This is a genomic window from Proteocatella sp. QWL-06, from assembly GCF_058684135.1.
This window is the reverse complement of sequence record NZ_CM178755.1, coordinates 992,911-1,006,755: the sequence shown is the minus strand read 5'-3', so window position 1 is coordinate 1,006,755 and position 13,845 is coordinate 992,911. Positions and strand designations below refer to the sequence as shown.

Here is a 13,845-nt window from a genome sequence, read left to right as displayed (position 1 = left end):
ATATATCTCCTTATAGTATATTATCTGTTTTTGTATGAGCTGAATGTTTTTTCAATGAGGCTGTCGTCTGCCACATATGGGATTGTTATATGGTCCTCTCCCTTGAATGTCTGGTTGTACTCTGCTACTGTGGCAACGGAATTCTCACATCTCGCCCAGCTTCTTCTTGAAACTCCTATCATGGTATCCCATGGGATTACTTTCCTGATTATTTCATCGACTCTTTCGCTGCCGTCGAGAACCATTCCGAATCCGCCATTTATTGATTTCGATATTCCTACGCCTCCGCCATTATGAAGTGCAACAAGGCTCATTCCTCTTCCGGCGTTTCCGGCAAAGCAGTGAACAGCCATATCAGCCGTTATGTTGCTTCCGTCATATATATTTGAGGTCTCTCTGAAAGGCGAATCGGTTCCTCCGGTATCATGATGGTCTCTGCCAAGCATTACAGGCCCGATCTCCCCATTTCTCACCATCTCATTGAATCTCAGAGCTATGTCTCTTCTTCCAAGAGCATCCTGATAGAGTATCCTGCACTGTGTGCCTACCACCAGCTTGTTCTTTTCGGCATCCCTTATCCATATATAGTTGTCTCTGTCCTGGCCTCTTCTCTCCGGATTTATAACTGACATCGCGGCCTGATCTGTCTTTCTCAGATCCTCGACCTTTCCGCTCAGGCAGCACCATCTGAAAGGCCCATATCCATAGTCAAATAGCTCTGGCCCCATTATATCCTCTACATATGAAGGGAAGATGAAGCCTTCGCTCGTGTCAGTTCCGTTCTTTGCAATATCTTTTGCCCCTGCATCAAACACCGCTTTCATGAACGCATTCCCATAATCGAAGAAATACGTTCCTCTTGCAACGAGCTCTTTTATGAGATGATAATGCTTTATAAGGCTTTCATCAACCAGCTTTATGAAGCTCTGCTTGTCTTTGTCAAGCATCTCAGTCCTCTGATCAAACGTGAGCCCCTGAGGACAGTACCCTCCGTCATATGGCACATGGCATGATGTCTGATCTGAAAGAAGCTCTATCCTTATGTTATTATCAACCGCATATTCAAGCAGGTCTACGATGTTTCCATGATAAGCTATGGAAATTGCTTCTTTTTTTGTCATGTATTCTTCTGCTACGTCAAATGCTTCTTTTGCTGAAGATGTTATTAATGAAACCCAGCCCTGCTTGTGTCTGGTCTCAATCCTCGAATAATCTACTTCTGCTACTATGCCGACTCCGTTTGCTATTTCTATAGCTTTAGGCTGAGCACCGCTCATTCCTCCAAGTCCTGATGTCACAAAGAGATGTCCGGCAAGATCTTCACTTTCAGGGATACTAAGGACCTTTCTTCCTGCGTTGAGGATAGTATTGAATGTACCATGCACTATACCCTGCGGACCTATATACATCCATCCTCCGGCAGTCATCTGGCCATAGCTTGATACTCCCATTGCCGCAGCTTTTGACCAGTCATTTGGATTGTCGAACATCCCGATCATAAGTCCGTTTGTGATTATTACCCTTGGGCTTGTTTTTGAAGATTTGAAAAGCCCCATAGGATGTCCGGACATCATCACAAGAGTCTGCTCGTCTGTAAGCTCCTCAAGATATCTTTTAAGCAGCTGATACTGCATCCAGTTTTGTACGACCTGCCCAGTCTCACCATATGTAACAAGCTCATAAGGATACAGCGATATCTCATGGTCCAGATTGTTGTCTATCATTACCTGGAACGCTTTTCCTTCTATGCATCTGCCTCTGTATTCGTCTATAGGTTTTCCATAGATTCTCTCTTTTGGCATGTATCTGTATCCGTAAATCCTTCCTCTTGTCATGAGTTCTTCCATGAACTCCGGCGCCAGTTCTTCATGAAGGTTTTCAGGTATGTATCTGAGAGCGTTTTTGAGGGCGAGCTTTATCTCTCTTTCATTAAGGTTAAGCTCTCTCATCGGAGCTCGTCTTACACCCTCTTTGAACTGAGGATATTCAGGCAGCGAGTCATCGAGTTTGATGGTCATTGCATTTGATATGTCCATGTTGCTTAGCATAAATTACCTCCTGCATTATCATATTTTTTAAAGTTTCTGGTTAAGGCTCTACACTAAATATGATAACACTCTGAGTGATATTTTACAATCAGCCATTTAAACATTTCTGAATTTTAAAAAGCAGATAACCTGCAAATTTTCCATCTGCGATTACCTGCTTATTACTAATATATTCTTTCAAATAGGGGACTGAGCTTCTCAAATCTTGTGTAATAATTAAAGCCACATTCTTTGAGAATTTCATATGCAATGTCAAAATCTCTTGCAAGATCAGTCTTTTTGTGAGCATCAGACCCTACAGTTATTATCTCTCCCCCAAGCTCCTTGTATAGATGAAGTATTTCAATTTTGGGATGCACATGCCCCAGATTGTACCTGAGGCCGGCGGTATTTATTTCAATTCCTTTACCCCTTTCAATGAGGGCCTTCAGTATTTCCTTTATGCTTTCTCTGTGTACATCCATTTTCAGAAGCTTGTTCTCATAGCCTCCATACCTTACTATATAGTCAAGATGCCCAAGCACAGAAAAATTGAAATCTCTTTTTACGCAGTCCATCCCCCACTCAAAGTACTTGCTGTAGTACTCATCCTGAGTGAGTCCTCTGCTTATGTCAGACATTGCAAAATCAGTAAAATCTGATGCATGAAGAGATCCGATTATGAAATCGAATGGATACCTGCCGAGATATTCATTTGTCTCTTTTTCTATTGAAGGCTCGAGATTAATCTCTGCTCCAAGCATTATGTTTATTTCTTTTCCAAATCTATACCTCAGATCTTCTATTTCCCTTATATACTCATCATAGTCGATGATGCTGTCTATGCCAGTTCCCGGCTCAAGTGTCTCGAGGTGATCTGTGAATACGATTTCGGTAAGTCCTATTTCAATGGATTGCTTTACTATGTCTTCCATTTTCTCGTTTGAATCAAACGAGTAGCAAGTATGCATATGGTAATCTGTCTTTATCATTAATCTGCTCCCTGTAATGTACTTTAATCAAGTATAAGATATTCCCTTGTTTTGAGCCTTATTTCAGAAAGATGGAATTTGATATAATAATCAAGCAGCCTGCTAAGCTCCTCGATTATCTGGCGCGATATCTTCGCTTCGAGTATCCTGGATATGTGATTGTTCTGGATATACTCTATTAACCTGAATGTAGTCGAGTCGTACCTGTATTTGATATTTACCTGGCCCATGCAGCTGCTGCAGACTCTTCCACCTTCCTGTGGTGCAAAGTAGTTGCCCAGACTGCTGCTGTCTCCGCAGACGATGCATCTCGACGCATTTGGCCTGAATCCGGAATAATCAAGAAGCTTGAGTTCAAAAACCGTCTTCAGTAAGATAATATTGTCATTCTTTTCAAGCTCATAAAGCGAGTCTGCAAGAAGCTGAAACAGTCTAATATTGCTCTGGTCTTCCATACTCAGCTTTTCAACCAGCTCGAGCATGTAATAGCCAAGATAGGTCTTTTCTACGCTGCCTGCGATCTTGTAGAAATTCGATATGAGATCGGCATTCGAAAGCCTGTATTTTCCATCTCGGGTATTTATGGTCACATTGGAATATGCGAAAATCTGTGAACCGCTCATTAGCGGGCTCTTCATCAGCCTGGCATTTTTGGAGTAAACTCCCAGCTTTCCCATCTTTCTCGTGAACAGCGTCAGTATGCAGTCTGAATCAGAATATTTGGTGCTCCTTATAACTATAGCTTCCGTTTGTATGATCATAGCTCACCATCTAAATTTCATATTCATCAATTGGTTTACAGTTCTTTTTCGTTAAATCCGAAGCCCTTTATATAATTCTCATTGTCTCTCCAGTTTTCCTTTGGCTTGACCCAAAGCTCAAGATTCACTTTTATTCCAAGCTTCTCCTCAAGTTCTTTTCTTGCGGCGCTTCCAATTCCCTTGATCTTCCTGCCGCCTTTTCCTATTATGATACTTTTGTGGTTTTCTCTTTCACAGTATATTACTGCCGAGATATCTATGATATCCTTATCTGTCCTCTTTTTCATAGACTCTATTCGAACCATTGTGCCATGAGGTATTTCCTCATCTGTATAGTGAAGTATCTTTTCTCTTATTATTTCTGATACAAGAACTCTCTCTGGCTGGTCAGTTATCATATCCTCGGGAAAGAACTTTGGTCCGTATGTCAGATACTTTTTCAAGACTTCAATTATTTTGCCGCTGTTTGTTCCCTTCAGGGCAGAAACAGGTATTATCTCATCAAAGAGATTAAGCTCGCTGTACATCTGTACTATCTTCATCAGCTTCTCATTGTTGATCTTGTCAACCTTATTGATTATAAGAAGCTTTGTATCTCTTCTTGATCTGAGCTTCTCTATTATCTTAGAGTCGGATTTGCCTATGAAGTCTGATTCATCTACTACATAAAGTATTATATCCATGCCCTTCATGGATTCTTCGGATGACTTGAGCATATATCTTCCCAGCTTGTTCCTTGGATCCTGCATTCCAGGCGTATCTACAAAAACAATCTGAGCCTCATCATCATTGTAAATTGCTTTTATCTGATTTCTTGTAGTCTGGGGCTTATCGCTCATGATTGCTATCTTTTCGCCTACGAGCTGGTTTATAAGTGTTGATTTTCCTACATTAGGCCTGCCTATTATGCTTACAAAGCCTGATTTGAATTTATTATTTATCATATTATCCTTTCGATTTTTAAATCTTGAAAAGCTTGAACATAAAAATTATCACCGTTATGCCTGTTATTGCCCCAAGGACAACTTCGTGAAGGGAGTGTATCTTTCCTTCTATCCTGGACTGGCCGACAAGCGCCGCCATCAGAAATGACAGTGTCGCAATAAGAGGATCTTCAGAGAGGAGCGATATTGAAGTAGCCATACCGAACCCAAGCGCTGCATGGCCGCTTACAATTCCGCCCTGAAAAGCGGTCCCGGATTTTGCATATGTCTTTATTCCTATAACCAGTATCAATATCAGTATTATCCCTACGAAAGTTACATGTATTCCCTGCCTGCGCATCTTTGTGAGCACCGATATCGTAATTGGATTCAACTTGTCAAAGAAAATCAGATATCCGGTTGCTACTGCATTAAGCGCCGCAATAAGCACCGCTCCCGCTGCAACGTCCTTTGCTATCTTTGCCAGAGGTGAATATTCTGTAGTCGTGAGATCGACAGCACTCTCTACAGCAGTGTTTATCATCTCAGAAACAACCACGAATATAATGGAAATGAACAGTATTGCCATCTCTATCCTGGTGAGCTCAAAAAAAAGGGACGCAAACAGGATTGCAACAGCAAAAACATAATGAACTCTCATGTTTCGCTGAGACATCAGCGAATATATTATCCCTTCGACTGCATAATTGAAGCTTTTTATCATGCTTATCTTTCTTGGATTTTTATCGTCATATTTTCTGCTGAGATTGCTTTTTATCTCAAGGTCTTTTTCATATTCGGCCCTTAGCCTGGCCTTTAACTCATCATTAGTTTCCTTCATGATCATGCTCCCTGGTTATCCCTGCTTTTCCAAGTATCTGTCTCTCCATATCCTGCATGACTGCAGTTTCTTCTGAATTCTCATGATCATAGCCAAGCAGGTGAAGTATTGAGTGGCAGGCGAGAAAACACACTTCTCTTGTAAAAGAATGATTGTAATCAATCGCCTGTGTTTTTGCTGTTGGCACAGATATGATAATGTCACCGAGAAGTTCCGGCGCTGCTGACAGCGCTTGTGACTGTGAATTTGTCATGGTATCTATTTCTTCCCTGGTGAACATTGGGAATGAAAGCACATCAGTCTTGGTGTCCTTCTTCCTGTACTGGCAGTTTATCTCCCTGATTTCTTCATCGTCTACAAATGACAGCGATACTTCATAGCTTCCACTAAGTCCATGTATTTCAAGTGCCTCTGATATTATATGTCTGATTTTTTCAATTATTTCATCTGAAATATCCTCTGCATATTCTCCCAGATCATAATTTAGCTCGATCATCCTGACGGTCTCCTTTTCGATTAAGCAAAAACAGCTTTAGTTCTTTCTTCGATTTCTTTGGGAATCTTCTTTGACTTTTTCAAGCTTGTAATTTTCCTTTTTTTCATACTTTTCATATGCCTTTATTATTTTCTGAACCAGTTCATGTCTTACCACGTCTTTTTCGTCAAGAACGCTTATTCCTATGCCCTGAATTCCATCGAGTACCTCGAAGGCTATCTTTAGTCCGCTCTTCTTGTTATTCGGAAGGTCTATCTGGGTTATATCTCCTGTAACAACCGCTTTTGAACCATATCCAAGTCTCGTGAGGAACATCTTCATCTGCTCAGGCGTAGTGTTCTGGGCTTCGTCGAGTATTATAAATGCATTGTCGAGAGTCCTTCCTCTCATATATGCAAGCGGAGCTACCTCGATTACGCCTTTTTCCATGAGCCTTGTAAACTTTTCTGCACCGAATATGTCAAACAGTGCATCGTAAAGCGGTCTCAGATATGGATCCACCTTTTCCTTGAGATCTCCTGGAAGGAAGCCCAGGCTCTCTCCAGCCTCTACTGCCGGCCTGGTAAGAATTATCCTGCTCACTTCCTCCTTGTTGAACGCCTTTGCCGCGAGCGCCACCGCAAGATATGTTTTTCCTGTACCTGCGGGACCTATGCATAGAGTTATGTCATTGCTCTTTATGTTTTTTATATATTTTCTCTGTCCGAGAGTCTTTGGCTTTATGCTCACGCCTCTCGCTGTCAGTATAATATTTTCATCGGCTACATCAGAAAGCTTTTCCTGACTGTTGGATTCTATAAGCTGTATTATATAATTCACCTTCTGCAGATCTATGCTTTGGCCCTTGTCAACCAGCTCCTTCAGCTGCAAAAGAAGGCTGAATGCTATTTCAATCTTATCATCTTCGCCTATTATTACTATATTATTGTCTCTCAGCACTACATTCACGCCGAGATGGTTCTCTATTCTTTTAATGTTCCTGTCGAAATTGCCAAACAGCTCCTCCTGAAACTTCTGGTCTCCCGCTTCGAATACTCTGTAATTTTCCAAATTTTACCTCCAGTATGTTAATTATATCTATTTTACACCAAAGAAGCTTATTTTAAAACCTGAATAATAATTTTTTATTTTTATGTTTAATTTATCAATTTATAGGTTATAATAATTAGTAAGTATTAATAAACTAATAATCAGGAGGATACATCATGCCAATATCAAATTATTTCAAATCAGGTGACTGGAAATCAGAAAAACACGTACCGGTAATTACTGCTCCGGAGAAAGTAAGCGCAGAAGAGAGCTTTGAGGTAACCGTATCTATTGGAGATGCAATTGCCCACCCTAATACTCTTGAGCACCACATCTCATGGATGAAGCTTTTCTATGTTCAGGAAGGAAGCCAGGTTCTAGTTGAGGTTGCAAGCATGCAATTCTCTGCACATGGAGAGCTTGATAACTTTACTGAGCCTCATTTTACAACAAAAATCAAGGTTGCAAAACCTGGAAAGCTTGTAGCAATAAGCTACTGCAATATCCATGGACTATGGGAAAGCGAAGCAGAAGTTAAATTCTAATTACAGAAATCTCAACTACAAAAACCAGATTCTGATTCTTTTGATTCAGAATTCTGGTTTTTTTGATTGCTTCTCTTAATTACTCTCTGCTGATGCTCTCGGAGGTTTAGGGCCCGGGAACTGATAATAGCAGGATTTGAGCATTCCATTGTAAAGCTTTCTCTTTTTTGCCGCCTTTTTTTCAAAAAGCTCTTCGACATTCTCGAGGCTTGAGATAATATAGACTGACCATGTTGGGATCCTTCTGAATACCCTGCCCAGATCCTTGTAGAGCTCATACACGGCTTCTTTTTCTCCCATTCTCTCTCCGTACGGTGGATTCGTTATTATGAACCCATATTCATTTGTGGAATGGAATTTTCTTGCGTCGGATTTCATGAAATCAATGAGGTGATCTACTCCGGCAAGCTCAGCATTTGATTTTGCAAGCTTTACCATTTCAGGATCTATGTCATATGCATATATCTTGAATTCCTTCTGGTTCTCTTTTTCAATAGCTTCCTTTCTTGCCTGGATCCAGTCATCCTTGCTTATGAATGAAAGCTCTTCTCCCTGGAAATTTCTGTTTATTCCAGGCATTATATTCGCGCCGATCATTGCCGCTTCGATGGCTATAGTTCCAGAACCGCACATAGGATCTATCAGAAGCTTGGATTCATTCCACGGAGTAAGCATGACCATGAACGCTGCAATCGTCTCCCTTATAGGCGCTCCTCCCGAAAGCTCTCTGTATCCTCTTTTGTGAAGTGCCGGTCCGGTAGTGTCGATAGTTAGCTGAACCACATCCTTGTTTATGAATACATGAAGTGGATGTGTGCTTCCAGTCTCAGGAAACCACTCCGTATTGTAGACACTCTTAAGTCTCTCAACGGCTGCCTTTTTGGTGATTGCCTGTATGTCAGAAACTGAGAAAAGCTTGCTGTTTATTGATTTTGCCTTTGCTACCGGGAACTTTGCATCAGATGGGATGTACTTCTCAAGAGGCAGTTTTTTCACATTTGAAAACAGCTCCTCAAAACTGCGAGCCTTGAATTCTCCTATCTTTACAAGAACTCTTTCTGCACATCTGAGGGAAATGTTCGCCGTAGCCAGTCCTTTGGAATCCGTCTCAAAAGTAACCCTGCCATCAGAAACATTCGTAACTGTAAAGCCAAGATTTTTAAGCTCATATGACACTGTGGATTCTACTCCGAAAAGGCATACTGCTATAGCTTCAAATTTCATTAATAATTTCTCCTTATCAGTAAATGTTATACAATTCGTTTTTCCTGTTCAAATTCGAAAAACAGTTTTTTTATCCTGCATCTTTCAGCAGCCTCTGTGAGGGCTCCATATGATGCCCTTAATTTTTCGGACTCTTCGATATCCATGACGATAATCGCAGCTCCGTTTATCTCGTTTATTGCCGAGCATGAAATCCCGGCTTTTTTCAACGCCCGGCTCAGCTCATCAAGATGATTATCTTCAGCTGTCCTCATGTCGTTTATTACCGTATCCTCACTGTCCAGAGCTTCATTCACAAGCTTGTCAGCCCTCTTGTTCATCTCGCGTCTCACATGTGTTACGGTATACGACCCGAACAATCTGAGTTCCTTCATAACGGCGCTGAAGAGCGGCATGAGATCCTCACTCTTTACCTTGTATTCCCCTTTTATCTGCTTTTCAACCAGCTGGCTGTCAAGATAAAGCTCCACACTGTCATATCCCATGCCAAGTGCAGCTTTGAGAGCTTCGAGCACAGCGGTATATTCAGCAGCATTATTTGTAGCTGTGCCAATATTCATTCCGCATTCATAAACCGTACTTCCATCTTCTGCCTTTATGACATATCCTATAGCCGCTTTGCCCGGGTTTCCTCTCGATCCTCCATCAGTGAATATTACTGCCTTCATACGTTTCTCCCGTCTTATCTGTATTCAAATGGATTTACATCTGCGCCGGATTCTATGATGTCTATATCGCCGAGCTCCGTGATTCTGCGCCTGATGAATCTGCTCATGGCCTGAGGAAATACCTTTTCAGTATCAAAGTGACCCGCGTCAAGCACATTGAGCCCTTTTTCCTTCAGCTCCAGTGCGTAATGATACTTAAGATCGCCAGTTATGAAAAACTGTGCTCCGTTTGAAACTGCGATATCGATGTACTCGCTTCCGCTTCCTGTAACAATGGCCGCCCTTGATATCTTTTCATCCGTATTTCCTGTAAATCTGAGGGTTTCTATATTCATGACTGACTTTATATGACTGATGTAGTCTTCTATCGAGGTTTCTTCAATATCAAATATCCTGCATATCGCATGCTCTTCCTGCGGAGATTTTATCATTGTGATGTTTTTTCCTCCAATAAGCTCAGCGACATAATCATTAAGTCCGCCGTCCAGGGCATCAAAATTGGTATGAGCCGCGTAAAATGCAATGTTATTTCTTATGAGCTCAAATACGAGGTTGTCGCCTTCGCTGCTGACTATCTTTTTAAGCCCGGAAAATATCAGCGGATGATGGCTTATTACAAGATCTGCTTTTTCCTCAAGCGCAAGCTTCATTACATCTCCCGTGAGCTCCAGAGTCAGAAGTATCTTCTTTATTTCTGCATCACGGTCTCCAATCAGAAGTCCCACGTTGTCCCAGGATTCTGCAATGTCTGCTCTGAGCTTTCTGTCAAGTATTTCCGATATCTCTCTAAGTTTCATAAAAAACCTCCTGTCAGTCGAGTTTTCTCAGTACCTCATCCAATGATTCTATTTTTCTGAGCACTTCTTTGTATCTTTCGCCGATATTGCCGCTTTCTGTAATCTCCAGTTTTGCTTTTATCTTGTGCTGTTCTTTAAGCTTGTAACCTATCAGTTCTCTCAGAAGCGCTTTGCTTTCACTGCCCGCGTCAGACATTATGAGCTCTCCGAGTTCGAAGACAATGTCATCCCTGACATAAGCCGCCTGTTCGCTGCCTCTACTGCCTGCTTTCGCTTTTATTATATGATATATCCTGCCATCTGCCTTTGCAAGCTTTTCAGCTGTTATTTCAAAGCCGTTTTCATGGAAATATCTTCTGACTGATTCAGGTGACTGTACCGGCTGAACGATTAAATCTATGCTGTTTTTCCTTATATAATCAAGTCTTTTGTCTATGAGTTCCGAAATGAGGATTCCTCCCATCCCGGCAATCACTATCGTATCTATTTTGTCATTTTCTCCTATGACCTCCAGTCCGGATCCAAGCCTTGTTTCTATGCTCGATTCCAGCTTTTGCTTTGCAACTTCCTGAGCAGCCTTTGCGAGAGAGCCTCTGCTTACGTCCGATGCTATCGCGGCCTTTATCTTTCCGCTTTTCACAAGATAGACAGGAAGATATCCGTGATCTGTTCCTACATCGAGCAGAGTGCCCTGTCTGTCTACCATTTCTGCTATTGATTTTAGTCTTTCATCTATCATATTGTTCCCCTGTAATTTATAAGACCTATTACCAAGCTGATCTCAATAACAGGTCTGTTTTCTATACTATCTTATTCGTCCAGTCTTCTATATTCCATACTTCATCTACTATATCTTCATAGAACTCAGGCTCATGGGATACCAGCACTACAGTTCCCTTGAATTCCTTTATGGCTTTCTTCAGCTCATCTTTTGCATCAACATCGAGATGGTTGGTAGGCTCATCCAGAACAAGGAAATTTATGTCTTTTAGAAGAATCTTGCAAAGCCTTACCTTTGCGTTCTCTCCACCCGAAAGTACCATCATCTGGCTGGTTATATGCTCATTTGTGAGTCCGCATCTTGCGAGCTCATTCCTTACCTCGTGATTTGAGAGATTAGGATACGCAGTCCATACTTCCTCGAGCGCGGTATTTCTGTTTTTCTTTGAGTCTTCCTGCTCAAAGAATCCATACTCAACGTGCTGTCCGAACTTTACAGACCCGCTTACCGGCTTCAGGAGTCCAAGCATGGTCTTCAGAAGAGTAGATTTTCCGAGTCCGTTTACACCCTTTATTGCTATTTTTTTATTTCTTTCCACTACAAAAGAAACTGCTTTTGTAAGCGGTTCGTTATATCCTATTACGAGGTCTTCTGCCTCAACAATAAACTTTGAAGGCGTCCTTGCTTCTTTGAATGAAAACGTAGGCTTTATCTTTTCTTTAGGCTTCTCTATCATGTCCATCTTCTCAAGCTGCTTCATACGGCTCTTCGCTCTTCCCGTAGTGGATATCCTCGCCTTGTTTCTGGCAATGAAGTCCTCCAGCTTTTCGACTTCCTTCTGCTGTTTTTCATATGCCTGCTCATGCTGTCTCTTTTTAAGGTCATAAAGCCTTTCAAATTCGTCATAGTTTCCTACGTATCTTGTAAGGCTTCCATCTTCAACGTGATATATTATGTTAGTTACGTCATTTATGAAAGGTACGTCATGCGATATCAGTATGAATGCATTCTCATAATTGTTCAGGTACTTCTTAAGCCACTCGATGTGCTCGAAGTCAAGATAGTTCGTAGGCTCGTCAAGGAGCAGTATTGTAGGGTTCTTGAGAAGGAGCTTGGTGAGAAGAACCTTAGTCCTCTGGCCTCCGCTCAGCTCGTTTACAAGGCTGTCAAGTCCGATTTCCCTGAGCCCCAGTCCGCCCGCGACTTCTTCTATCTTGGAGTCTATTATATAGAACCCTCCGTCATCAAGGATAGTCTGGATTTCCGCAGCTTCTTCCATCATCTTGTCCATTTCCTCAGGGCTTGCCTCAGCCATATCCTCATAAAGCTTGAGCATCTCCTGCTCCATGCTGTACATCTCGTCAAATGCGCCTCTGAGAGTATCTCTTATTGTGGTACCGTCCTTGAGGGAAGCATGCTGGTCAAGATAGCCAACCGTAACGTGGCTCGACCATGTCACCTCACCCTGATCAGGCATAAGGTTTCCCGTTATTATATTCATGAATGTGGATTTTCCTTCACCATTTGCCCCGATCAGCGCAACGTGCTCGCCCTTAAGAAGCCTGAACGAAACATCTTCAAGTATTACTCTTGATCCAAATCCATGGCTTACATTTTTTACTATTAAAACGCTCATATTTTCTCCTGTGTCCTTTTAAGCTTATTCTTCTACATAACCTATATATGGGAGATTTCTGTATTTCTCTCCGCAGTCTATTCCATATCCTACAACGAATTTATCAGGAATTTCGAATCCCGTGAAGTCTGCAACTACATCACAGGTCCTTCTCTGAGGCTTGTCAAGAAGTGTACAGATTTTAAAGCTCTTGCAGCCTTTTCTCTGGAAATAGTCTCTCAGATAGTTCATTGTAAGCCCTGTGTCTATTATGTCCTCTACTATGAGCACATTCTGTCCCTCTACGACTGCATCCACGTCCTTGATTATCTTTACGACTCCGGAACTCTTTGTAGACATTCCATAGCTCGAAACCATCATAAAATCAAGAATGACATCGTTTTTTATCTCTCTCATGAGATCAGTCACGAACACGCAGGCACCTTTAAGCACTCCTACAATAACAATATCTTCGTCCCCAAAGCATTCTTCGATTTCAGAAGCAAGCTCTCTGACTCTTGAGGCTATCTCTTCCTTTGAATAAAAAATTCCTGCAATATTGATATCCATTGTTTACTCCTCTTATAATAATCAAATTTTATACATATTTATTCTTCATGTGATCTTTTTTTAGTAAGCACACTGGTTATTTCTCCATATATGTCAGATGCATATTCGTCCCAGCTGGCACATATAGATTTTGCCGTTTCTGCGGTAGGTACCTCGAGATTCAGGGTTATGAAAGGCTTTCCCTTGTTTATCAGCTGTAGCGTTACCTCGGAATTTCCAGTCTCATTGTTTTTCCTGTATTCAGCCTTGATTTCCTTGTATCTGTTGAATTTTGCAAGGTTCTCATCAAGATAGCTCTCTATCTTTTTCCTGTCCTGTCCAAGCATCCTGTTATCAAAATAATCAAGTACCGATTTTCCTCTTTCAGTTATTTCATAAAATTCGTTTCTCTCAACTATTTTCTTTGAGATGAAATCGGATTTTTCAAGCTCAAACATATACTGCTGCAAAGGAAAATATTCTATTATATCCGTTTCCATGAATGTCTGAGTAATATTGAGATTGGAAAACGGTTCATCTACTTTGTCAAGCAAAAATAAAATATACAGTTTACTTTTTGTAAGTTCTTCATCTGTCTTTCCATACATAGAATATCCCTCACATCCTTCTATATTTTTTCAAAATCTGCGCATTTGC

At 41.3% G+C, this 13,845-nt stretch carries 15 protein-coding genes; 1 reads left to right on the top strand and 14 read right to left on the bottom strand.

Features of this window, described 5'->3' with window-relative positions:
* Nucleotides 1–20: 20 nt before the first annotated feature.
* From hutU to AC4PGZ_RS04820, 7 genes are all read right to left on the bottom strand, one after another.
* Nucleotides 21–2,048, bottom strand: a complete 2,028-nt coding sequence (gene hutU, locus AC4PGZ_RS04850) for a urocanate hydratase (protein ID WP_492159921.1) — start codon at nucleotides 2,046–2,048, stop codon at nucleotides 21–23.
* Between the two features lie 164 nt (nucleotides 2,049–2,212).
* Nucleotides 2,213–3,019 (bottom strand): histidinol-phosphatase HisJ family protein, encoded by an 807-nt coding sequence (locus tag AC4PGZ_RS04845; RefSeq protein ID WP_492159920.1) that lies wholly within the window; start codon nucleotides 3,017–3,019, stop codon nucleotides 2,213–2,215.
* Nucleotides 3,020–3,042: 23 nt separating this feature from the next.
* Nucleotides 3,043–3,780 (bottom strand): DNA repair protein RecO, encoded by a 738-nt coding sequence (gene recO / locus AC4PGZ_RS04840; RefSeq protein WP_492159919.1) that lies wholly within the window; start codon nucleotides 3,778–3,780, stop codon nucleotides 3,043–3,045.
* A 35-nt stretch (nucleotides 3,781–3,815) separates the two neighbouring features.
* The gene (gene era, locus AC4PGZ_RS04835) at nucleotides 3,816–4,724 is read right to left on the bottom strand and encodes a GTPase Era (RefSeq protein ID WP_492159918.1); all 909 of its coding nucleotides are present in this window, start codon (nucleotides 4,722–4,724) and stop codon (nucleotides 3,816–3,818) included.
* A 16-nt stretch (nucleotides 4,725–4,740) separates the two neighbouring features.
* Nucleotides 4,741–5,544 (bottom strand): diacylglycerol kinase, encoded by an 804-nt coding sequence (locus AC4PGZ_RS04830; RefSeq protein ID WP_492159917.1) that lies wholly within the window; start codon nucleotides 5,542–5,544, stop codon nucleotides 4,741–4,743.
* Nucleotides 5,531–6,040, bottom strand: a complete 510-nt coding sequence (gene ybeY / locus AC4PGZ_RS04825; protein WP_492159916.1) for an rRNA maturation RNase YbeY — start codon at nucleotides 6,038–6,040, stop codon at nucleotides 5,531–5,533. The genes AC4PGZ_RS04830 and ybeY overlap by 14 nt, the downstream gene beginning before the upstream one ends.
* A 36-nt stretch (nucleotides 6,041–6,076) precedes the next feature.
* The gene (locus AC4PGZ_RS04820; protein WP_492159915.1) at nucleotides 6,077–7,090 is read right to left on the bottom strand and encodes a PhoH family protein; all 1,014 of its coding nucleotides are present in this window, start codon (nucleotides 7,088–7,090) and stop codon (nucleotides 6,077–6,079) included.
* 155 nt (nucleotides 7,091–7,245) lie between these two features.
* Between AC4PGZ_RS04820 and AC4PGZ_RS04815 the strand changes: the two genes are divergently transcribed.
* Nucleotides 7,246–7,614, top strand: coding sequence for a class II SORL domain-containing protein (locus tag AC4PGZ_RS04815; RefSeq protein WP_492159914.1), 369 nt, complete (start codon nucleotides 7,246–7,248; stop codon nucleotides 7,612–7,614).
* A gap of 75 nt (nucleotides 7,615–7,689) precedes the next feature.
* On the opposite strand, the gene AC4PGZ_RS04810 is transcribed toward AC4PGZ_RS04815, so the two are convergent.
* From AC4PGZ_RS04810 to AC4PGZ_RS04780, 7 genes are all read right to left on the bottom strand, one after another.
* On the bottom strand, nucleotides 7,690–8,838 hold the full coding sequence (locus AC4PGZ_RS04810) for a THUMP domain-containing class I SAM-dependent RNA methyltransferase (RefSeq protein WP_492159913.1): 1,149 nt from the start codon (nucleotides 8,836–8,838) through the stop codon (nucleotides 7,690–7,692).
* A 26-nt stretch (nucleotides 8,839–8,864) separates the two neighbouring features.
* On the bottom strand, nucleotides 8,865–9,506 hold the full coding sequence (locus tag AC4PGZ_RS04805) for a ribonuclease HI family protein (protein ID WP_492159912.1): 642 nt from the start codon (nucleotides 9,504–9,506) through the stop codon (nucleotides 8,865–8,867).
* Nucleotides 9,507–9,520: 14 nt separating this feature from the next.
* Complete coding sequence (locus tag AC4PGZ_RS04800) at nucleotides 9,521–10,303, bottom strand: Nif3-like dinuclear metal center hexameric protein (RefSeq protein ID WP_492159911.1); 783 nt, start codon at nucleotides 10,301–10,303, stop codon at nucleotides 9,521–9,523.
* A gap of 13 nt (nucleotides 10,304–10,316) precedes the next feature.
* A complete protein-coding gene (locus tag AC4PGZ_RS04795) occupies nucleotides 10,317–11,042 on the bottom strand; it encodes a tRNA (adenine(22)-N(1))-methyltransferase (RefSeq protein WP_492159910.1) in 726 nt (241 codons plus the stop codon).
* Between the two features lie 61 nt (nucleotides 11,043–11,103).
* Nucleotides 11,104–12,660 (bottom strand): ABC-F family ATP-binding cassette domain-containing protein, encoded by a 1,557-nt coding sequence (locus AC4PGZ_RS04790; protein WP_492159909.1) that lies wholly within the window; start codon nucleotides 12,658–12,660, stop codon nucleotides 11,104–11,106.
* A gap of 24 nt (nucleotides 12,661–12,684) precedes the next feature.
* On the bottom strand, nucleotides 12,685–13,209 hold the full coding sequence (hpt, locus tag AC4PGZ_RS04785) for a hypoxanthine phosphoribosyltransferase (protein ID WP_492159907.1): 525 nt from the start codon (nucleotides 13,207–13,209) through the stop codon (nucleotides 12,685–12,687).
* Between the two features lie 38 nt (nucleotides 13,210–13,247).
* Entirely contained in the window at nucleotides 13,248–13,796 is a 549-nt protein-coding gene (locus tag AC4PGZ_RS04780) for a DUF4364 family protein (RefSeq protein ID WP_492159906.1), read from the bottom strand.
* Nucleotides 13,797–13,845 lie beyond the last annotated feature (49 nt).